Annotated in this window: 18 protein-coding genes; all 18 read right to left on the minus strand. The window is 60.1% G+C overall.

Annotated features, from left to right (window positions below):
• Nucleotides 1–67: 67 nt before the first annotated feature.
• Nucleotides 68–1,789: an ABC transporter substrate-binding protein gene (locus ACQZ5G_RS24095; RefSeq protein WP_003519735.1), complete on the minus strand. Its 1,722-nt coding sequence runs from the start codon at nt 1,787–1,789 to the stop codon at nt 68–70.
• 75 nt (nt 1,790–1,864) lie between these two features.
• Nucleotides 1,865–2,158 (minus strand): DUF2160 domain-containing protein, encoded by a 294-nt coding sequence (locus ACQZ5G_RS24100; protein WP_003519736.1) that lies wholly within the window; start codon nt 2,156–2,158, stop codon nt 1,865–1,867.
• Between the two features lie 2 nt (nt 2,159–2,160).
• Nucleotides 2,161–3,081 carry a carbohydrate ABC transporter permease gene (locus tag ACQZ5G_RS24105; RefSeq protein ID WP_448737861.1) on the minus strand — a complete coding sequence of 307 codons (921 nt, stop codon included), beginning with the start codon at nt 3,079–3,081 and terminating at the stop codon, nt 2,161–2,163.
• 3 nt (nt 3,082–3,084) lie between these two features.
• Nucleotides 3,085–3,951, minus strand: coding sequence for a carbohydrate ABC transporter permease (locus ACQZ5G_RS24110; RefSeq protein WP_035261095.1), 867 nt, complete (start codon nt 3,949–3,951; stop codon nt 3,085–3,087).
• Nucleotides 3,952–3,953: 2 nt separating this feature from the next.
• On the minus strand, nt 3,954–5,024 hold the full coding sequence (locus tag ACQZ5G_RS24115) for an ABC transporter ATP-binding protein (protein WP_448737862.1): 1,071 nt from the start codon (nt 5,022–5,024) through the stop codon (nt 3,954–3,956).
• 12 nt (nt 5,025–5,036) lie between these two features.
• The gene (locus ACQZ5G_RS24120) at nt 5,037–6,107 is read right to left on the minus strand and encodes an ABC transporter ATP-binding protein (RefSeq protein WP_448737863.1); all 1,071 of its coding nucleotides are present in this window, start codon (nt 6,105–6,107) and stop codon (nt 5,037–5,039) included.
• A gap of 36 nt (nt 6,108–6,143) precedes the next feature.
• Nucleotides 6,144–7,667: a glycerol-3-phosphate dehydrogenase gene (locus ACQZ5G_RS24125; protein ID WP_448742685.1), complete on the minus strand. Its 1,524-nt coding sequence runs from the start codon at nt 7,665–7,667 to the stop codon at nt 6,144–6,146.
• 108 nt (nt 7,668–7,775) lie between these two features.
• Entirely contained in the window at nt 7,776–8,549 is a 774-nt protein-coding gene (locus ACQZ5G_RS24130; RefSeq protein ID WP_020812079.1) for a DeoR/GlpR family DNA-binding transcription regulator, read from the minus strand.
• A gap of 119 nt (nt 8,550–8,668) precedes the next feature.
• The gene (gene cysG, locus ACQZ5G_RS24135) at nt 8,669–10,147 is read right to left on the minus strand and encodes a siroheme synthase CysG (RefSeq protein ID WP_448737864.1); all 1,479 of its coding nucleotides are present in this window, start codon (nt 10,145–10,147) and stop codon (nt 8,669–8,671) included.
• Nucleotides 10,119–12,767: a nitrate reductase gene (locus tag ACQZ5G_RS24140; protein WP_448737865.1), complete on the minus strand. Its 2,649-nt coding sequence runs from the start codon at nt 12,765–12,767 to the stop codon at nt 10,119–10,121. The genes cysG and ACQZ5G_RS24140 overlap by 29 nt, the downstream gene beginning before the upstream one ends.
• A 211-nt stretch (nt 12,768–12,978) precedes the next feature.
• A complete protein-coding gene (gene nirD / locus ACQZ5G_RS24145; protein ID WP_003519747.1) occupies nt 12,979–13,314 on the minus strand; it encodes a nitrite reductase small subunit NirD in 336 nt (111 codons plus the stop codon).
• A gap of 5 nt (nt 13,315–13,319) precedes the next feature.
• Entirely contained in the window at nt 13,320–15,767 is a 2,448-nt protein-coding gene (nirB, locus tag ACQZ5G_RS24150) for a nitrite reductase large subunit NirB (protein WP_448737866.1), read from the minus strand.
• Nucleotides 15,768–15,772: 5 nt separating this feature from the next.
• Complete coding sequence (locus ACQZ5G_RS24155) at nt 15,773–16,570, minus strand: ABC transporter ATP-binding protein (protein WP_448737867.1); 798 nt, start codon at nt 16,568–16,570, stop codon at nt 15,773–15,775.
• A gap of 13 nt (nt 16,571–16,583) precedes the next feature.
• On the minus strand, nt 16,584–17,477 hold the full coding sequence (ntrB, locus tag ACQZ5G_RS24160; protein WP_448737868.1) for a nitrate ABC transporter permease: 894 nt from the start codon (nt 17,475–17,477) through the stop codon (nt 16,584–16,586).
• A gap of 114 nt (nt 17,478–17,591) precedes the next feature.
• A complete protein-coding gene (locus ACQZ5G_RS24165; RefSeq protein ID WP_080857579.1) occupies nt 17,592–18,884 on the minus strand; it encodes a CmpA/NrtA family ABC transporter substrate-binding protein in 1,293 nt (430 codons plus the stop codon).
• Nucleotides 18,885–19,264: 380 nt separating this feature from the next.
• Nucleotides 19,265–20,551 (minus strand): CmpA/NrtA family ABC transporter substrate-binding protein, encoded by a 1,287-nt coding sequence (locus tag ACQZ5G_RS24170; protein WP_448737869.1) that lies wholly within the window; start codon nt 20,549–20,551, stop codon nt 19,265–19,267.
• 34 nt (nt 20,552–20,585) lie between these two features.
• On the minus strand, nt 20,586–21,173 hold the full coding sequence (locus tag ACQZ5G_RS24175) for an ANTAR domain-containing response regulator (RefSeq protein ID WP_003519752.1): 588 nt from the start codon (nt 21,171–21,173) through the stop codon (nt 20,586–20,588).
• 101 nt (nt 21,174–21,274) lie between these two features.
• Nucleotides 21,275–21,940, minus strand: coding sequence for a GntR family transcriptional regulator (locus ACQZ5G_RS24180; protein ID WP_065656665.1), 666 nt, complete (start codon nt 21,938–21,940; stop codon nt 21,275–21,277).
• Nucleotides 21,941–22,195 lie beyond the last annotated feature (255 nt).

Raw genomic sequence — 22,195 nt, forward strand, 5'->3', positions numbered from 1 at the left:
TGCCACTCCCTTTCAGACGCAATGACCGGGGCGGCAAGCCGCCCCGGTTTCAGATTTTACGCAGACATTACTTCTGCCAGCTTTTGACCAGTTCGTCGTAATTGACGGTGACCGGCTTTTCCTTTTCGTTGGCGATCTTCAGCTGCGGCGCCAGATTGCCCTTCGAAACGGCATCCTTGTTCCAGTATTCGATATCGTGCTCTTCCGCCAGTTTCGGGCCGATATCGCCCTGCACGCCGGCGCGTTCCAGACGGCTCATGACCTTTTCCTGCTCGGCGCAGAGAGAGTCCATCGCGGCTTGCGCGGTTTTCGCACCCGACGAAGCATCGCCGATCGCCTGCCACCACAGCTGCGCCAGTTTCGGATAATCCGGAACGTTGGTGCCGGTCGGCGACCATTGCACGCGGGCCGGAGAACGATAGAACTCGATGAGACCGCCGAGTTTGGATGCCCGATCCGTGAAGCTCTTGTGGTGGATGGTGGTGTCGCGAATGAAGGTCAGGCCCACATGGCTCTTCTTCACATCCACCGTCTTGGAGGTCACGAACTGTGCGTAGAGCCAGGCGGCCTTGGCGCGGTCGTCGGGGGTGGATTTCATCAGCGTCCACGAACCCACGTCCTGATAGCCGAGCTTCATGCCGTCCTTCCAGTAGACGCCATGCGGCGAAGGCGCGACGCGCCATTTCGGCGAACCGTCCTCGTTCACCACAGGCAGGCCGGGCTTGGCCATATCGGCGGTAAACGCCGTGTACCAGAAGATCTGCTGGGCGATATTGCCCTGCGCCGGCACCGGACCGGATTCGGAGAAGGTCATGCCCTGCGCTTCCGGCGGCGCATATTTCTTCAGCCATTCGAGATATTTCTCGATGGAATAGACCGAAGCCGGACCGTTGGTATCGCCGCCGCGCGCCACGCAGGAGCCGACCGGCTGCGACTTGTCGTTGACCTTGATGCCCCATTCATCGACCGGCAGACCGTTCGGCAGGCCCTTGTCGCCGTTGCCGGCCATGGAGAGCCAGGCATCGGTGAAGCGCCAACCGAGCGACGGATCCTTCTTGCCGTAATCCATATGGCCGAAGACCTTCTTGCCGTCGACATCGCGGCCGGTGAAGAATTCGGCAATGTCCTCATAGGCCGACCAATTGACCGGCACGCCGAGGTCATAACCATATTTGGCCTTGAAATCGGCCTTGTTCTTTTCGTTGTTGAACCAGTCGTAACGGAACCAGTAGAGGTTCGCGAACTGCTGGTCGGGAAGCTGGTAAAGCTTCTTGTCCGGCGCCGTCGTAAAGGCGCTGCCGATGAAGTCCTTGAGGTCGAGGCCGGGATTGGTGACGTCCTTGCCTTCATTGGCCATGAAGTCGGTCAGGTTGCGCACCTGCTGGTAGCGCCAATGCGTGCCGATAAGGTCGCTGTCGTTGACCCAGCCGTCATAAAGGTTCTGGCCGGTCTGCATCTGGGTCTGGATTTTTTCGACGACGTCACCTTCCTGGATCAGGTCGTGCGTGACCTTGATGCCGGTAATGGCGGTGAAGGCCGGAGCCAGAACCTTGGATTCATATTCATGGGTCGTCAGAGATTCGGAAACGACCTTGATTTCCATGCCCGCGAAGGGTTTCGCGGCATCGACAAACCATTGCAGCTCCTTTTCCTGATCGCCACGTGAAAGCGACGAAAGATCGCCGATTTCCTTGTCCAGAAACTGCTTTGCTTCCTCCATTCCGGCGAAAGCGGAACCCGTCATTGCCAGCAGCATGGCCGCCGTCGTCGTCATCAGATGCCGTCGCATATCAGTCCTCCCAGGGGTTTGCGATTGCATGAAGTCTGCGGGTGCGGTTTTCCTCCGCCGCACCGTTTTCCTGCTCTAGACAAAACGGAAAACGCCGATGGCGTAAACCAAGGATAGAGCGAGAGCCCACCACAGGTTCGGGCCGACCAGCCCGAGCCATGCGAGATGAATGAAGGCGCTGCCGAGCAGCGAGATGAACAGCCTGTCGCCGCGCGTGGTCTCGAAGCGCAAGAGGCCGAAGCGGGGATTGCCGCCGGGCGAGAGATATTCCCAGAACCACATGCCGACGAGCAGCAGCGCAATCGCGCCGAAAAAGGCCGCCGTCTGCCAAGTCCACGCCATCCAGGTAAAATCGGGCATCTTCGTCATGGTCAAACCCTCCCGAGCGCGAAGCCCTTGGCGATGTAATTGCGCACGAACCAGATCACCAGCGCGCCGGGGATCAGTGTCAGCACGCCGGCGGCGGCAAGCAGGCCCCAGTCCATGCCGGCGGCAGAGACCGTGCGCGTCATGGTCGCGGCAATCGGCTTGGCGTCCGTCGTCGTCAGCGTGCGGGCGATCAGAAGCTCGACCCACGAGAACATGAAGCTGAAGAAGCAGGCGACACCGATGCCGGAAGCGATGAGCGGCATGAAAATCTTCACGAAGAATTTCGGGAAGGAATAGCCGTCAATATAGGCGGTCTCGTCGATTTCCTTCGGCACGCCGGACATGAAACCTTCGAGAATCCACACCGCCAGCGGCACGTTGAACAGGCAATGCGCCAGAGCCACGGCGATATGCGTGTCGATCAGCCCGAAGGCCGAATAGAGCTGGAAGAAGGGCAGCGCGAAGACGGCCGGCGGGGCCATGCGGTTGGTCAAAAGCCAGAAGAACAAATGCTTGTCGCCCAGAAAACGATAGCGCGAGAAAGCGTAGGCGGCCGGAAGGGCCGCCGCGACCGAGATCACCATGTTCATGACGACATAGATGATCGAATTGATATAGCCCGAATACCAGGATGAATCGGTGAAGATCGTCCGGTAATTCTGCAACGTCGGCTGATGCGGATAAAGCGTCATGGACGACACGATTTCCGTGTTCGTCTTGAAGCTCATATTGACGAGCCAGTAGATCGGAACAAGCAGCAGCAGGATATAGATCGTCGGCACCAGCCAGGAAAAACGCGACGGCCCATGGTGGCGACGGCGCGCATTGACGGCAAGGCCGGATCGTCCCGCCGCAGTGGCTCTCACCGGCGAACTGCCGATGCCGTTGCGCTCCACGCTTGTGGTGACATTCGAGGCGCTCATGTCTCAAGTCTCCGCGTCGTGGCTGGTCATGACGGTGTAGAACACCCAGGACAGCAGCAGGATGATGAGGAAGTAGATCAGCGACATGGCCGCCGCAGGCCCGAGGTCGAACTGGCCGAGCGCCATCTTCACGAGATCGATGGACAGGAAGGTGGTGGAATTGCCCGGGCCGCCGCCGGTGACGACGAAAGGCTCGGTATAGATCATGAAACTGTCCATGAAGCGCAGCAGGAAAGCGATCAGCAGCACCCGCTTCATCTTCGGCAGCTGGATGTAACGGAACACCGCAAAACGCGACGCGCCATCGATCCTTGCCGCCTGATAATAGGCATCCGGAATGGAGACGAGGCTGGCATAGCACAAAAGCACGACAAGGCTCGTCCAGTGCCAGACATCCATGATGACGACGGTGATCCACGCATCGACCGGATCGTTGACATAGTTGTAATCGAGCCCGAGCTGATTGGCGTAATAACCGAGCAGGCCGATATCGCTGCGGCCGAAAACCTGCCAGATGGTGCCCACGACATTCCACGGCACCAGCAGCGGCAGCGCCATGGTGACGAGGCAGACCGGCACGCCGATGCCGGATTTCGGCATCTTGAGCGCGATGAAGATGCCGAGCGGAATTTCAATCGCCAGGATGATGCCGGAGAACAGCAGATTGCGCCCCAGCGCATCCCAGAAACGGTCCGAGGCCAGAATTTCCTCGAACCATTGCGTTCCGGCCCAGAAGAACTGGTTATTGCCGAACGTATCCTGCACCGAATAATTCACGACGGTCATCAGCGGAATGACGGCGGAAAAGGCAACCAGCACCAGCACCGGCAGCACCATGAACCACGCCTTGTTGTTCCAGCTCTTTTCCATGGTCAGGCCCCCATCTTTACACGCCACGAGTCGGCGAAGACGCCGATGGCAGCCGGATCGAAGCGAACACCCGCTTCCGCCGGGATTTCCTCGTCTTCGGCAACGACGATCGCGAGTTTCTGGCCGGCGAACCGGGCACGCACGATCTTCTGCCGGCCGATATCCTCGACCTTGTCGACAGTGATGGGCATGCCGCCCCGTTCCAGCCGGACGAATTCCGGGCGGATGCCGATTTCGATGCGTTGCCCCGTGTCAACTTTCGGCGCACCTGCCAGCGGCACACCAAGACCGCCGACCACAGCCGTCGTGCCCTCGATACTGGCGGGCAGCACATTCATGCCCGGTGAGCCGATGAAATAACCGACGAAGGTATGCCCCGGCCGTTCGAAAAGCTCGGCGGGCGTGCCGATCTGAACGATCTGCCCGTCATACATGACCACCACCTTGTCGGCGAAGGTCAGCGCTTCGGTCTGGTCATGGGTAACATAGACCATGGTGAAACCGGACTGGCGGTGCAACCGCTTCAGCTGTGAGCGCAGCACCCATTTCATATGCGGATCGATGACCGTCAGCGGCTCGTCGAAGAGAATGGCGTTGACGTCGGAGCGTACGAGGCCGCGCGCCAACGAAATCTTCTGCTTCTGGTCTGCCGTCAATCCGCGCGCACGGCGTTTGGCCATGCCGGAAAGATCGGTCATTTCGAGAATTTCCCGCACCCGGCGGTCGACCTCCGCTTCCGGCACCTGCCGGTTGCGCAGCGGAAAGGCGAGATTGTCATAAACCGTCATCGTGTCGTAGACGACCGGGAACTGGAACACCTGCGCAATATTGCGGTCTTCAGTCGCAAAATCCGTCACGTCGGTTCCATCAAAGGCGATGCGGCCTTCGGAGGGGCGCAGCAGCCCGGAAATGATGTTGAGCAGCGTGGTCTTGCCGCAGCCGGAAGGGCCGAGCAGCGCATAGGCGCCGCCGTCCTCCCATTCATGATGGACTTCCTTCAGTGCATAGTCGCCGGCAGCCTGCGCCTTGGCGTTATAGGCGTGTCGGATGTGATCGAGCGTGATGCGTGCCATGACCGATCTCCCTCAAGCCGCTTCGCCGATGGCGCGGCCATTCGCGTCAAAGGCCATCAGGTGTTTTGTATCGAGAAACAGCTCTATGTCCCTGTCCGGCTCGATGTCGTGAATGCCATGCGCGAGCATGACCCAGCGCCGACCCGAAAATTCCACATGCACGAAGCTTTCCGATCCGGCGATTTCCGAAATCAGCGTCCGCGCCCGGATCGACTGGCGGGCCTCGCCCTTTGCCTGCGGGAAAAGATGATGCGGCTGGAAAGCGATGGTCAAAGGTCCATCCGGCACGGCGGCAAGATGCGCCGGCACCGCAATCACCGCCTGGTCGGCACGGGTAAATGCAGCGCCCGCCTTGACGACCTCGATGGTGTTGAGCGGCGGGTCGGCAAAAATTTCCGCGGTGACGATATCCACCGGACGCCGGTAAACCTCGATGGTGCGGCTGAACTGCGTTACCCTGCCCTCGTTGAGCGTTGCGGTATTGCCGCCCAAAAGCAGCGCCTCGGAAGGTTCCGTGGTGGCATAAACGAAGATGGCGCCGGATTCGGCGAAAATGCGCGGCAGTTCTTCGCGCAACTCTTCGCGCAGCTTGTAATCGAGATTGGCCAGCGGCTCATCGAGCAGCACCAGATTGGCGTTCTTGACGATGGCGCGGGCAAGTGCCGTTCGCTGCTGCTGGCCACCGGAAAGATTGAGCGGCGTGCGATCAAGATAAGGCGTCAGCCTCAAAAGCTCGGCGGCTTTTCTGACCTCCCTGTCGATTGTCGACTGGTCCTTGCCGGCAACCCGCATCGGCGAGGCGATGTTTTCGTAAACGCTCAGCGCCGGATAGTTGATGAACTGCTGATAGACCATAGCGACGTTGCGCTTCTGCACCGGCCATCCCGTCACATCTTCGCCATTGAAAAAGATCGAGCCGGCGCTCGGCTTGTCCAGCCCGGCCATCAGCCGCATCAGCGTCGTCTTGCCCGAAAGTGTCGGTCCAAGCAGGACGTTCAGGCTTCCGCGCTGCAACGTCAGATCGGTCGGGTGAATATGATATTCACCGCCAACCATCTTCGAGACGTTTCGCAATTCAAGCATGGTGATCCAAAGCCTCCTCCGCTTTTATCCGGATCGTCAGATTGCCCTTAAGCGCCCACCTGCAATGTCTTCGACATAATCCTCCAGCCCACGCACCTCTTCCGGGGTAAAAAAGAGCCCCTGCTTGGTGCGGCGCCACAGAATATCCTCCGCCGTCAGCGCCCATTCCCGCGCCATCAGCCAGCGAACCTCAGCCTCGTAGAGCGTACCGCCGAAATACCGCCCCAGCGCCGCCGCCTCTGTCGCATTGCCGATCAGCACCGCCGCATCCGTTCCGTAGCAGCGCACAAGCCGCTCCGCATGACGCTCTTCAAGAAAGGGGTAACGCGACCGCAGCGCCGAAACTTCCGCGGTGTAGGTCTCGGCGCCGAAATTTCCACCCGGCAAATGCGAGCCCGCCGTCCATGGCGCGCCCTTTTCACCCAGCGCATCGCCGATTTTTTCAAGAGCATGTTCGGCAAGCCGCCGATAGGTGGTGAGCTTGCCGCCGAAAATATTGAGAAGCGGCGCTTCGCCTTCCGCCCCTTCGGTTTTCAGCACATAATCGCGGGTCGCTTCCTGCGCTTTCGATGCCCCGTCATCGAACAGCGGGCGCACGCCGGAATAGGTCCAGACGATATCCGCCGGCTCCACCGGTTCAGCGAAATATTCGCTCGCCGCATTGCAAAGATAGCTAATCTCCTCGTCGCTGATCTTAACAGCCCGGGGGTCGGCGGTATAGTCGCGATCCGTCGTGCCGATCAGCGTAAAGTCCTGTTCATAGGGAATGGCGAAGATGATCCGCCCGTCCGGATTCTGGAAAAAATAGGCGCGCGGATCGGAAAATTTCTTGCGCACGATGATGTGGCTGCCCTGCACCAGGCGGACATTATGGACATTGTTTTTGCCGAATGCCGAGGACAGCACCTTGTCCACCCAGGGACCCGCGGCATTCACCAGCATACGCGCCCGGTAGGTCTTGGTCTCTCCGGCCGCATTTTTCGTTTCGACATGCCAGAAGGCGCCTTCGCGCCGGGCCGAAACCACCTGCGTGCGGTTGAGGATGAGCGCGCCGCGATTGGCGGCGTCGCGGGCATTCAGCACCACCAGGCGGGCATCGTCCACCCAGCCATCCGAATATTCGAAGGCGCGGGCAAAAATCGGTTTCAAAGGTTTACCGGCGGGATCGCGGCGCAGATCGAGCGAGCGGGTCGCAGGCAGAAGCTTGCGGCCACCGAGATGATCGTACAGAAATAGCCCGAGACGCACGAGCCAGGCCGGGCGCACGCCACCTTTCTGGAACGGCAGTACGAAGCGCATGGGCCAGATGATGTGCGGCGCCATGGCCCACAGCACCTCACGTTCCATCAGCGCTTCGCGCACCAGACGAAACTCGTAATGTTCGAGATAACGCAAACCGCCATGGATAAGCTTGGTGGCGGCGGACGAGGTGCCGGAGGCGAAATCGTTCATTTCCGCAAGCGCGACGGAATAGCCCCTGCCGACGGCGTCACGCGCGATGCCGCAGCCATTGATACCGCCGCCGATCACGAAAATATCGTGGATTGCCTCGTCAGACATGGACCCTCCCGCGCTTTCATCGACGCTCTCCTCATCGATATACTGAAAGCACGGACATCTAATTCGAAGATAAAACGAATGTCAAACGAAATTCATGGGCTGTCCCGATCAGGACTCGACCATCTCGGTTTCGATCAACCGGACGTCATGATCGGCACAGATGGACCGGATCGAATCCACCGGACAATGATCGGTGATGAAAGTATGCACCTGGGAAAGATGGCCGATCCGAACCGGAGCCGTGCGCTCGAATTTGAGCGAATCCGACACCAGAATGACATGGCGTGCATTGGAGATGATTGCCTGCGCGACCTTGACCTCACGAAAGTCGAAATCCAGCAAAGCGCCATCCTCATCGATGGCCGAAACGCCGATGACGGCAAAATCCACCTTGAACTGGCGGATGAAATCCACCGCCGCCTCGCCGACGATACCGCCATCGGAACCGCGCACGACACCGCCGGCAATCACCACCTCGATACCGGGGAAAACCCTCAACCTGTTGGCAACATTGATGTTGTTGGTAATGACCATCAACTCGTGATGATCCGCCAGCGCTTCGCCCACGGCTTCGGTCGTCGTGCCGATATTGATGAAGAGTGACGAGTTGTTGGGGATGAGGGCGGCAGCGGCGGCGCCGATCGCCTGCTTTTCGGAAGAGGCGATCGCCCGACGCGCCTCGTATTTGACGTTTTCATTGCCGCTTGGAAAAAGCGCGCCGCCGTGGATGCGGGTCAGAACCCGCGTATCGCAGAGATCGTTCAGGTCCTTGCGGATCGTCTGGGGAGTGACTGAGAACCGCGCCGCCAGCTCGTCGACCAGCACCCGCCCGTTCGCTTTCGCCAGCGCAACGATTTCATCCTGACGCGGTGTGAGCAGCATTTCACCCTCCCTCCTCTTTCAATTTTTTCGTTTTATTGAAGAGCGAACGAAAAACCAATGTCAAGGGAGGGTGTACGGCGGGAAGGATCGCCGGTTAGCGGAAACTGTCAAAAATCTTGTTAGCCCGCTTTTTGTACAGAGACAGAATAGGCTTCCTCACTGCCGGTAACCGAAAATGCCGCGGAAGCGGCATGGAACGTATCCCCGATGCCGATCAACACAGGTTCGTTCACACCCAGTCTCTCTACCGCGACAGCCAGTTGCGCAAGCGAACCGCACCATCGTTGCTCATTGGCGCGGCTGACGGAAATCATCACCACCACGGGCGTCGAAGCGGGCATTCCGTGGGCGAGCAGGCAGGACTGGATATCGCCCGCGGTTCGCCCGCCCATATAGAAAACGGTTGTCACGGAGGGGTTCGACAGGGATTGCCAGTCGATATTCTCCGGCAGCTTTCCCTGCCGGGAATGGCCGGTGACGAAGCGAACCGACTGGGCATGGTCGCGATGGGTCAGGGAAACACCCAGGCGCGAGGCCATGGCGCTTGCGGCGGTGATGCCGGGCACGATCTCGACCGGGATATTTTCAACCTCCAGCGCAGCGATTTCCTCGCCGGCGCGCCCGAAAATCATTGGATCGCCGGATTTCAACCGCACCACCCGTTTGCCTGCCTTCGCGAGACGGATCATCATGTCATTGATGTCTTCCTGCCTGCAGCTTTCCCGGCCGCCACGCTTGCCGACCAGCATGCGTTTCGCCTCCCGCCGCGCCAGTTCCAGCACTTCCGCCGAAACGAGATCGTCGAACAGGATGACATCGGCCGCCTGCAAAGCGCGCACCGCTTTCAGTGTCAGCAGTTCGGCATCGCCCGGTCCGGCGCCCACAAGCGTCACAAGGCCGCGCCCCGATCCCGCCCGCGCAGCCTGCATTCCGATATCCGCAAGCAGCCGTTCCTCGCTGCCCTCACCCAGCCTTTCGGTAAAAGCCCGATCGACGAATTTTTCCCAGAAAGAGCGCCGCGACGCACCGGGAGCGAGCCGCAGATTGACGCGCTCGCGGATTGTCTGGGCAAGCGCGCCCCAGTCCTTCAGCGAAAGCGGCAGCAATGTCTCGATGCGCCGGCGGATGGCCTGCGCCAGAATGGGTGCTGCACCATCGGTGGAAATAGATACCACCACCGGCGAGCGATTGACGATGGAGCCGAACTGGAACTGGCAGAATTCCGGCTTGTCGATGACATTGACGGGAACGCCGGCCGCCCTTGCGGCATCGTAGAAGCTCTCGGCTTCCGCATCGGTTTCGCAATCCGCCAGCGCCAGTTCCGCGCCATCGAAGACATCCGGACCCCAGAGACGGTCATGCCATGTCAGCATCTGGCTTTTTGCGACAAGCACTGCAAAGCTTTCCGAAAGCTCGCTTGCCTCGCAATAAAGATGCAATTCCGCCCCGCAGGCCAGCAGCAGTTCCGCCTTCCAGGCGGCCCCATCCGATCCGCCAGCCAGCACCACGCGCTTGCCCTCAAGCCCCCAGAAGACCGGCAACTTGGCTAATCTTTCCATGCGGGCCGGTTCATTCCGCTGCGGTTTTAAGGCATCCATCGATGATCCCCCTGATTTCGGCGCGGCAGGAGCCGCAATTGGTTCCGGCATTCAACGCCTTGCCGATGGCTTCGACGCTGTGGCAACCCTCACGGATGGCGGCGGTAATCTGGTTCACCCCGACGTTAAAGCAGGAGCAGACGGTGGCGCCCGGATCGGCGCGGCCGGCACCGGGGCGACCGGCAACCAGCGCAAAACGCATGCGCAGGTCCTCATGGCGTTCGGCAAGCTGCGAGATCGCCCAGTTGCGGGCGACGGCAACCGGCTGCCTGGCGATGAACAGCGCCGCCAGCAGGATATCGCCGTCGAAGAAGGCAAGGCGCAGGTCACCTGTCTGCCGGTCGCTGTAACCCAGCGGCTCAACCCTGGCCTCGATGCCGAAGACCTGCCGCGCCCAGAGTGTCCAGTCCTGCGGCTCCTCGGCAAAGGCGAGCTCCATACGATAGCCGCCATCCGCTTTGGCCGTGGCCCAATAGGCACAATCCGGCGCATCCGGCCGGATGCGGGAGATGGCGAAACCATAGGCCTTCGCTTCGAAGCGCCGTGCCCTTACTGCCACGTTTTTCGAGGCGGGCTGGCCCGAATGCGGGTCCGTCACCGGGGCAACCACAACATCGATGCGCGCCTGCGAGGCGAACTGGTCGTTCCAGTGCATCGGCGCAAACATCGATCCGCGCGCCTGCCTTTCGCTCACCAGCGCCCGCAGCAGAACCTTGCCATGGGGGCTTTCCAGCTCCACCAGATCGGCGCTTTCGATTCCCAGCGCCTGCGCATCGCGCGGATGAAGCTCGGCGAAGGGTTCGGCGATATGGGCAGTAAGGCGTGCACTTTTGCCCGTGCGGGTCATGGTGTGCCATTGATCGCGGATACGGCCGGTATTCAGTGTCAGCGGATAATCCGCCGATGTCCTGCCGGTCTCCGGCAGGGTGGTGGCGATGAACCGCGCCTTACCATCGGCATGGTAAAACCGGCCATCCGCGAAAAAGCGGGTAACGACGGCATCGCCCGGTCCGGCCTTCGGCCATTGAAAGGGCGTCATCGCATCATAGGAATTCCATTCGACACCGCTGATGTCGAAATCGCGACTGCCGGCATTCTCGAAGCCGGAAAGCGCGGCATGTTCGGCAAAAATCTCCGATGGCCGCAGGTAAGCGAAGGCGGCTTCGAAACCCATGCGCCGGCCCACTTCCGCCATTTGCCACCAGTCCGCTTTCGCTTCGCCGGGCACATCGAGAAAACCGCGCTGGCGGGAAATGCGCCGCTCGGAATTGGTGACGGTGCCGTCCTTTTCGCCCCAGCCAAGCGATGGCAAAAGCACATGGGCATGGCGGGCCGTATCGGTACTCGCCATGACATCGGACACCACGACGAAAGGACAGGCCTTGATGGCCGCCTCGACGGCACCGGCATCCGGCATGGAAACCACCGGATTGGTCGCCATGATCCACAGCGCCTTGATGCGGCCGTCAGCCACGGCCCTGAACATGTCCACCGCCTTCAGGCCGGGTTTTTCCGCAATGGCGGGCGAGGCCCAGAAACGCCGCACGCGGTCGCGATCCTCGGCATTTTCAATGGCCATATGGGCGGCCAGCATGTTGGCCAGCCCGCCGACCTCACGCCCGCCCATGGCGTTCGGTTGGCCAGTCAGCGAAAAAGGCCCCGTGCCCGGCCTGCCGATGCGGCCGGTGGTAAGGTGGCAATTGATGATCGCGTTGACCTTGTCGGTGCCGCTTTGCGACTGGTTGACGCCCTGGCTGTAGCAGGTGACGGTTTTTTCGGTGCGTTCGAACAATTCGTAGAAGGAAATCAGTTCGGCGACTGTCAGGCCGGTGGCTTCGGCGATCTCCGGCAGGCTGTGTCCGGTTGCTGCCTGCATCGCTGCATCAAAACCGACCGTGTGATTTTCCACATAACCGCGATCGATTGCAGGACTATCTGAAAGATGCGCCAGCAAGCCGGTAAACAGCGCCACGTCTCCATCCGGGCGGATGGCGAGGTGCATATCGGCAATATCGGCGCTCATCGTCCGACGCGGATCGATGACAACGACTTTCATTTCCGGCCGCGCGGCCTTTGCCGCCGCAAGCCTCTGGTAGAGAACCGGATGGCACCAGGCGAGATTGGAACCGGTGAGGATCACCAGATCGGCAAGCTCCATATCCTCATAGGTGCCCGGCACCGTATCGGCCCCGAAGGCACGGCGATGGCCGGCAACCGAGGACGACATGCAGAGCCTTGAATTCGTATCGATATTGGCCGAACCTATGAAACCCTTCATCAGCTTGTTGGCGAGGTAATAATCCTCGGTCAGCAATTGGCCGGAGACGTAAAAGGCAACGGAGTCAGGGCCGTGTTCGGCAATGGCTTGAGAAAACCGGGAAGCGACGAGATCGAGCGCTTCGTCCCATGACGCCCGCCTGCCGCTGATTTCGGGGTGGAGCAGGCGACCGTCGAGATCGATGGTTTCGGCCAGAGCCGAACCTTTGGAACACAGTCTTCCGAAATTGGCGGGGTGGTCTTGATCACCCCGGACGGACACCGCGCCATCGTCGTTGACAGTGGCGATGACGCCGCAGCCGACGCCACAATAGGGACAGGTGGTTTTGGTTTCAGTGGGCATGGGTTTGCCCTCTCGGTGCGTGGCGTTTACCCCCCTCTGTCCTGCCGGACATCTCCCCCACAAGGGGGGAGATCAACTGCGGCACGGGCTTCCATTCACAGCTCGCGCCGCCGCCGGTAGAGATGCTGGGAGCATTCACCTTGTCGATCTCCCCCCTTGTGGGGGAGATGTCCGGCAGGACAGAGGGGGGTAACGCCACCGCCATCACAATTCACTCCGCCGCGATCATCAAGGTTTCAAGCGCGATGGAAAGCCGACCATCCAGATTACGCACCGGAATGGTCCTTACCTCGCCCTCATCCGCTCCCAGCGCCTTACCGGTTTCCAGCGAAATCACCCAATTATGCAAGGGACACGTCACCGATGCGCCATGCACGATGCCCTGGCTCAGCGGCCCGCCCTTGTGCGGGCAATGGTCCTCGATGGCGAAGACCTGATTTTCCGCCGTGCGGAACACGGCGATCTTGCCCATCGGCGTTTTTACGCAACGCGCGCCGCGCAGCGGAATGTCGGAGATATCGCCAATATCGATCCAGTTGCTGTCCATCGTTGTCACTCCGCCGCCTCACTGAAACCGATTGCTGCCATGGGCCTGAACTCGTGCTTGTCGTGGCCGGATACACGTTCCGACCAGGGGTCGACCTGCGCGAAATTCTGGCTGAAGACGAAACGGTCGAAATAGGCCTTGCGCTTTTCCGCATCGTCCATGATCTGGCGGCGGATTTCGTCGTAACCGATGCGCTTGGCCCATTTGTAGATGCGCTCGAGATAGCGGGCCTGTTCGCGATACATCTGCGTCAGCGCCACGATGTGCTCCAGCGCCTCATCCTCGGTTTTGACAAGACCCAGAACTTCCGTGCCCTTGATATCGAGACCGGCGGCACCGGCGAAATGGATCTCGAAACCGGAATCGACGCAGATCACGCCGATATCCTTGCAGGTCGCCTCCGCGCAGTTGCGCGGACAGCCTGAAACGGCAAGTTTCAACTTGGCGGGCGTCCACGAACCCCACATGAATTTTTCGATGCGGATGCCAAGGCCGGTGGAATCCTGCGTGCCGAAGCGGCACCATTGCTGGCCGACGCAGGTTTTGACCGTGCGCAAACCTTTGGCGTAGGCCTGGCCGGAAATGAAGCCGGCCTTGCCGAGATCGGCCCAGACCGCCGGCAAATCCTCTTTCTCGATGCCGAGAAGATCGATGCGCTGGCCGCCGGTCACCTTCACCATCGGGATTTCGAACTTGTCGACCACATCCGCAATCGCCCGGAGTTCGGAGGAAGAGGTAACGCCGCCCCACATGCGCGGCACGACGGAATAGGTGCCATCCTTCTGGATATTGGCGTGGACGCGCTCATTGATGAAACGCGACTGGTAATCGTCGGCATATTCATCCGGCCAGTCGCAGACGAGGTAAAAATTGAGCGCCGGCCGGCATTTGGCGCAGCCGCAGGAGGTCTTCCATTCCAGCTCCTGCATTACGGCTGGGATGGTCTTCAGCCCCTTGGCCTTGATCAGACGGCGCACATCGTCGTGGCCGAGATCGGTGCATTTGCACATGGGCTGCACGGCAGCGGGATTATAGCTGTCGCCGAGCGTTATCGTCATCAGCTGCTCGACAAGGCCGGTGCAATTGCCGCAGGAGGCGGATGCCTTCGTGTGAGCGCGCACATCATCCAGCGAGGTCAGCCCCTTGGAAGTGATGGCCGAGGTGATCTTGCCCTTGCAGACGCCGTTGCAGCCGCAGATTTCCGCATCATCCGGCAAGGCTGCAACGGCCGCCATAGGGTCCAGCGGCGACCCTCCCTGATAGGCCTGGCCGAAGATCAGGGTTTCGCGCATGGCGGAAATATCGGTCGATTTCTTCATCAGATCGAAGAACCACGAGCCGTCCGCCGTCTCGCCGTAAAGCACCGCGCCGATGATGCGGTTTTCCTTGAGGATCAGGCGCTTATAGACACCGGCGGTGGCATCGCGCAGCACGATTTCCTCGCGGTCGTCGCCTTCTGCGAAATCGCCGGCGGAGAACAGGTTGATGCCGGTAACCTTCAGCTTGGTATTGGTGACGGAGCCGTGATATTCGGCCGAGCCGCCGCACAGCCGGTCCGCGAGCACCCGCGCCGATTCATAAAGCGGCGCAACGAGGCCATAACACATGCCACGATGCTCGGCGCATTCGCCGAGTGCATAGATCGAGGCGTCCGACGTCATCATGCCGTCATCCACCACGATGCCGCGATTGACGGCGATACCGGCCTCCTTGGCAAGTCCCGAGGCAGGACGGATGCCGACCGCCATCACCACCATGTCACCCTTAATGACCCGGCCGTCTTCCAGCTCGATGCCTTCGACCTTCTCCTCACCGAGAATGCATTTGGTATTGGCCTTGGTGATGATGTCGATGCCGCGCTCGTTAAGCGCCTTTTCGAGAAGATAGGCCGCTGCCGGATCGAGCTGGCGCTCCATGATCGTCGGCATCAGGTGGATGACGGTAACATCCATGCCCTGGCGCTTGAGGCCATAGGCGGCTTCCAGCCCGAGAAGACCGGCGCCGATGACAATAGCGCGGCCCTTGCCCTCGGCGATCGCCAGCATCTTCGTCACATCGTCGAGATCGCGGTAGGCGAGCACGCCCGGCAATTGGTGGCCGGGAACCGGAATGATGAAAGGCAACGAACCGGTGGCGATCACCAGCTTGTCGTAGGAAACCGTGATGCCGTTTTCGCTGGTCACGGTCTTCCTGTCGCGGTCGATGCCGGTGACCTTCGCGCCCTTGTGCAGCGTGACATTGTTAGCCGCATACCATTCGTCATTATGAATGACGATGTCTTCGTAGCTCTTTTCGCCCGAGAGCACCGGCGAGAGCATGATGCGGTCGTAATTGACGCGCGGCTCGGCGTTGAAAATGGTGACGTCGTAAAGGCCGGGAGCGGTTTCGAACAGGTTTTCCAGCATGCGCCCCGGCGCCATGCCATTGCCGATGATGACGAGTTTTTGCGCCATAGTCGTTACTCCGCAGCTTCGACGAAGCGGTGACGTTCGTAAAGGAACTTCAGCACGGCTTCGCGGCATTTGAGGTAGGTCTTGTCGGAAGCAAGCTCGATGCGGTTGCGCGGACGTGCCAGCGGCACGTCGAGCACTTCGCCGATATGGGCGGCCGGACCGTTGGTCATCATCACGATACGGTCGGAGAGCAGCACCGCCTCGTCGACATCATGGGTGATCATGACCATGGTGTTGCCAAGCCGGGCGTGGATTTCCATCACCGCATCCTGGAGATGGGCGCGGGTCAGCGCGTCCAGCGCGCCGAAGGGCTCGTCCAGCAGCAGGATCTTCGGCTCCATGGCGAGCGCGCGGGCAATGCCGACACGCTGTTTCATGCCGCCGGAAATTTCCGAAGGCTTCTTGTCCCTGGCATGGGCCATCTGCACGAGATCGAGGTTGCGCATGACCCAGTCATGCCGCTCGGCCCGGGTCTTCGTGTTGCGAAAGACCTTCTCGACGGCGAGGTTGACGTTTTCATAAACCGAAAGCCAGGGCAGCAGGCTGTGGTTCTGGAAAACGACGGCACGCTCCGGACCCGGCTCGTTGACTTCGCGGTTTTCGAGAAGCACCGCGCCGGCAGACACTTTCGTCAGTCCGGCGATGAGATTGAGCATGGTGGACTTGCCGCAGCCGGAATGGCCGATGACGGAGACGAATTCGCCTTTTTCGATGGTGAGATTGATGCCTTTCAGCACCTCGGCGCGCGAGCCGCCCTTGTCAAAATATTTGTCGATGTGATCGAGCTTCAGATAAGCGTTCATGATCGTCGCCCTCTTAATTTGCCGCAGCGCCGCGGGTGATGACCTTGCCGAGCGCCGCCACCAGCTTGTCGAGCACGAAGCCGACGACGCCGATGTAGACGAGCGCCACGATGATGTCGGGCAGGCGCGAGGAATTCCACGCATCCCAAATGAAGAAACCGATGCCGACGCCGCCGGTCAGCATTTCCGCCGCGACGATTGCGAGCCACGAAAGGCCGACACCGATACGCAGGCCGGTGAAGATGTAGGGTGCCGCCGAAGGCAGCATGATCTTGAAGAAGAATTCGAGCTGGTTGAGCCGCAGCACCTGCGCCACGTTGCGGTAGTCCTGCGGAATATTGCGCACGCCGACTGCGGTATTGATGATGACCGGCCAGATGGAGGTGATGAAGATCACGAAAATGGCCGAAGGATTGCTGTCCTGAAAGGCGGCCAGCGAAAGCGGCAGCCAGGCAAGCGGCGGCACGGTGCGCAGCACCTGGAAGATCGGATCGAGACCGCGCATGGCCCAGACCGACTGGCCGATCACCGCACCGAGGATGATGCCGGCAATGGCGGCGAGGCCGAAACCGTAAGCCACACGCTCCAGCGAGACCAGCACGCGCCAGCCAAGGCCGATATCCTGCGAACCGTTATGGAAGAACGGCGATACGATGAGATCGTAGCTCTCCTCGAAAACCTGGCTCGGGGGCGGCAGCGATGAGCCGGGGGCGGAACAGAGCAATTGCCAGACGCCCAGCAGAATGGCGAGAACGACAAATGGCGGCACGATGTTGCGGGCAGCGGCCGCACCCCATTTGCGCAGATCGATCCGCGGCGACTGTTTCGGCGCAAGCGACACGACGTTTGCCTTCTGCGCTACCGGCTGCTGCGGCTCTTCGTTGAATTTTCGGGCCAATGCGGACATGGGCGTTTCCTCTTGATTTCGGTTGCGGTCTGGGCTCGCCCCTCATCCGGTCTTCAGTCGCGCCGGTTGGGCAGCGCATCTGGCAGATGAGGGGCGACACCCCGGGTCTCCTCCTCAGGAGGCCGCCTTGATGGACAGGCTTTCGAGATAGGCCGACGGATTTTCCGGGTCGAAGACCTTGCCGTCGAAGAAGGTTTCCTTGCCGCGCGAGGTGGAGGCGGGAAGATCGGCAACGCCGAGATCCTTGGCCGCCGCGCGCCAGATATCCTCGCGGTTCACCTTCTCCACCAGCGCCTTCACATCCGTATCGGGTGCGAATTTGCCCCAGCGGATGTTTTCCGCGATGAACCAGCTGTCGTGGCTGCGGAAGGGATAGGAGGCATGGTCCTGCCAGAACTTCATCTGCAGGCCGGTATTTTCGAGCACGCGGCCGTTGCCGTAATTGATATTGCCCTTGAGGCGGCCAAGCACATCCTTCGGCGGCACGTTGAACCATTGGCGTTTGCCGAGGATGGTGGACATTTCCTCCTTGTTCGCCATCTCGTCGCACCATTGCTGCGCTTCCATGACAGCCATCAGCAGCGCCTTGGTGGCGTTGGGGTTCTTTTCCACCCAGTCTGCGCGCATGCCGAGCGCCTTTTCCGGATGCCCCTTCCAGAGTTCGCCGGTGGTACAGGCGGTGAAACCGATGCCCTGATTGACGAGCTGCTCGTTCCAGGGTTCGCCCACACAGAAGACGTCCATGTTGCCGACCTTCATATTGGCGACCATCTGCGGCGGCGGAACGACGATGGTGGAGACATCCTTGTCCGGGTCGATGCCGCCGGCGGCCAGCCAGTAGCGGATCCAGAGATCATGCGTGCCGCCGGGGAAGGTCATGGCAGCCTTGATTTCCTTGCCTTCGGCCTTCTTCTTCTCGAAAGCCGCCTTCAACTTGGAAGCATCCAGTTGAACGCCAGTCTCTGCATATTCCTTAGCGACGGAAATGCCCTGGCTGTCGAGGTTGAGGCGGGCGAGGATGGTCATCGGCACCGGCACATTGTTCTGCGTCACCTTGCCGGTATGCATGAGATAGGGCATCGGCGTCAGAATATGCGCGCCATCGATACCGTTCGATGCACCACCAAGCACGAGATTGTCGCGCGTCGCACCCCAGGAGGCCTGTTTCAGAACCTCGACATCCGGCATGCCGTGTTTGGCGAACAGGCCCTTTTCCGCCGCAATGATGAGCGGGGCGGCATCGGTGAGCGCGATAAAACCGATTTTCGCGCCTTTCACTTCGGGCTCGGCGGTGGCTGCGAAAGCACCGGACGGAAAGGCCACGCGCACGGCGCTGACAAGGGCCGCGGCGGCTGTCGTCTTCAGTATCGTGCGGCGGCTGACATCGCCGGAGAATATCTTTTTCATTCGCATGTTCCCCTTATTGGGCCACCTCTGCGGGTGACGTTTTCGCTTGCGAAAAAACCTGAAAATAAAAAAACGCCGCTCGGTGTTTGCACCTGCGGAACGGGAGGGGTTCCGGGCAGCAAAACCTTGCGACGTCTGTGTCTTCTGAAAGCGCCTATGCCGCGCCTTGCTTGCCCCGATCGCCGTTGACCGGTGCAAAAAACAAGAAGCAAGAGGCGTGCCAGTTTATAAAAACCAGATTATATTATTGAAAATGAAAGAGTATTTTTGAAAATCGATCTACTGATTAAATTTTAACCAGCGTGTTTTCTGTCTTCCATTTGTGCAAAGAGAAGAAGCCTGCGCTTGAAATTTGCGCAGCCCGCAAGGCATGACGCCGCTTACGTCTCGCCTGAAGTCGGAGAAAACGGCGCGGCGGTGCGCACGGAAAAGGCGTTCACGTAACCTGTAATGTCGGCGGGATCGAATACGAGGCCATCCACGAAACGGTCCTGCTCTTCCTGCCCTTCGATGCGGATATCGGCATCGTCAGGTGCATTGGCGTCGCCCAGCGCCGCCCGATAAATATCCGGCCGGTAGGCAGACAGGGCGGCCTCCACACCGGCCTGTGAAAATTCCGCCTGCCCCCAGCGGATCATCTGGCTGTAGATCCACAATGCCTGGCTCTGGCGCGGATAATTGGCGTGACCGCCGTGGAAGATGAAATAATTGTCGATCACCCGGCGGTTGCCCTGGCTGTCGATGCTGAATTCACCGGCAAGCACACGGCGGATGATGCCTTCCGGTGCGCCGATATAGCGGGGATCGGCAAGGGCTGCGCTGAGATCATCGTGATTTTCGGCAAGGTCGCACCAGCGCGCGGCGGCATCGAGCGCCGTCAGCAGCCGTCCGACCGTTTCCTGCTGGTTTTCCGCCCATTCGGGTCGCATGCCGATGACCTTTTCCGGTGCGGAAGGCCACAAATCCTGCTTGGCCGCAACGATGCGACCGACACCGCGCTCGGCGGCGACGATGTTCCAGGGTGCTCCGACGCAGAAACCGTCAATGGCCCCTGCGGCAAGCGCATCCGAGGTCAATGGCGGCGGCACCACCACAAGCTTGACATCGTGATCGGGGTGAATGCCGCCGGCGGCAAGCCAGTAGCGAAACTCGTAATTATGCGATGAAAACGGATAGGTCATGCCGAGCGTCGGCGTCGGTTCGCCGCGGGCGCGCATATCATCGAGCACCCGCTTCAACGCCTCGGCATTTTCGAGCGCTCCCGCCGTTTCGGAAAGCCCGGTCAAAGCTTTCATCCGTGCAAACAGCCGGGTCGAAAGCGTGATCGCATTGCCGCCGCGTCCGAGTGAAAAAGGCGTGATCGTGGGCGACGGGTTGGAACCGAGCCCGAGCATGGAGGCGACGGGCATCGGCGACAGCATATGGGCGATATCGAATTGCCGAAACGCCAGCCGGTCGCGCACATTCGCCCAGGAAACATCCTTGACGAGATCGAGCGAAAGGCCTTCGCGTTCTGCGAAACCGAATTCGGCCGCAGCGATCAGGACGGATGCGTCGACAAGCGGAATAAAGCCGGCACGCAGCATTTTCTGCCGGTCGCTGCCGACGATTGCCGGTGCTTGCGTTACTCCGCTGTCTGATCCGGCCGTTTTTTCCGGTGCCGCCATATCATTCACTCCACACTGTCCGACCGGCGGTTCGTCACATCAACAGACCGGCCGCGGTGACCACGCTTTGCGCGATCTCGGAAATCTTCTTCTTCTCGTTCATCGCGGTTTGCCGCAAAAGCGCAAAGGCCTCCTCTTCGGAAAGGCCGCGCATCTTCATCAGAATGCCCTTGGCGCGCTCGATGACCTTGCGTTCCTCAAGCGCCGATTTCGCTTCGGCAAGTTCCCGCTGCAGACGGCTGAAGGCATTGAAGCGGCTGACCGCCATATCGAGAATGGGCTTGACCCGCTCCTTCTTCAGCCCGTCCACCACATAGGCGGAAACGCCCGCTTCGACGGCCGCCTCGATGGAAGCGGTATCGGAACGATCGACAAACATGGCGATCGGCCGGCCGACCGTGCGGGTAAGCTGGAACAGATGCTCCATCATGTCACGGTTGGGGTTTTCGAGATCGATGAAGATGACATCGGGCTGCAGCGTCTCGATGGTGCGCGCCACCCCGTTCACCTCGTGGATGACCGTGACGCGATGATAGCCGGCCTCGCGCAGCCCCTCCTCGATGATGGAGGCGCGGATCGCGTTTTCGTCGATAACGAGAATGGTCAGGTCGCGAAGCGTCATGTCAGCATTGATGACGCAGCGCAGCAAGCTTGGCAATCGGCTGCGGATGCAAAAAATGGCGGGAGCGGCAAGGGTCGTTTTCTCCCCTGCCGCCCGTCATGTCAGGAAGCGTGTTCGACGGCGCGTTCAAGCGCCTTCAGAACCGTCCGCTCGGACAGATTGAGATAAATTTCCATCTCGTCGCCGGCCTCTTGCGCCTTGCCCTCTTCCATCAGCGACAGGATCTTGCTGTTCATGTCCACAAAGGGCGAATGAAGCTGTTCGGGATCTTTCAGCAAGCCGAAACAAAGCCTCAGTTCAGCGGCAATACGCTCGTAAAAATCGCTGAGGCGGGCGCTGTCGAGAAGATCGACGACGGCGGCGTGAAATTTCATGTTGGCGCTGCCCACACCCAGCCAGTCTGCATCCTCGCGCTTGACCTTGGCATCCTCGACCGCTGCCCGCATCGTCTTGATTGCGGGATGCTTGTGCCACGCCTGGCGAAGTGCGCCGCATTCCACCATGCGTCGCACGCGATAAATATCGATGACCGAGGACATGGTGGGAACGGCGACGAACACACCGCGATTTGCCTCATGGCGCAGAAGCCCGTCCTTGGTCAGCAGCCGGAAAGCTTCGCGCAGCGAATTGCGCGAGACGTCGAAACGTTCACTGAAGGCTGCCTCTGAAAGGCGCTGTCCCGGCATCAACTCGCCGGAGATCAGCAGGGTGCGAATACCCTTGGCCAATCGATCCGCAAGCGGCAGACCCTCTATCGTTTCGGTCATGGCGCTCCTTTCCTTAAGAGCAATGCAGCATCGGGAATTCCGTGACAGGCATGTTCGGACACGGCATGATCTACCCTTAAAGCGTGTCGCGGATCTTTCAGACCTACTCCTTACGCTTTAAGCCATTGTTGGCGCATGTCGTTATCGCAAACCGCTGCACACTTTGCGCGACATGCTTTAGCACAAAGCATTAGCAAAGCACGAAAAAAACGTGATGAATTCCCGCGCATAACGTCCAACAAATAGACAAAATAA

It is taken from the genome of Agrobacterium sp. 22-214-1, assembly GCF_053522465.1.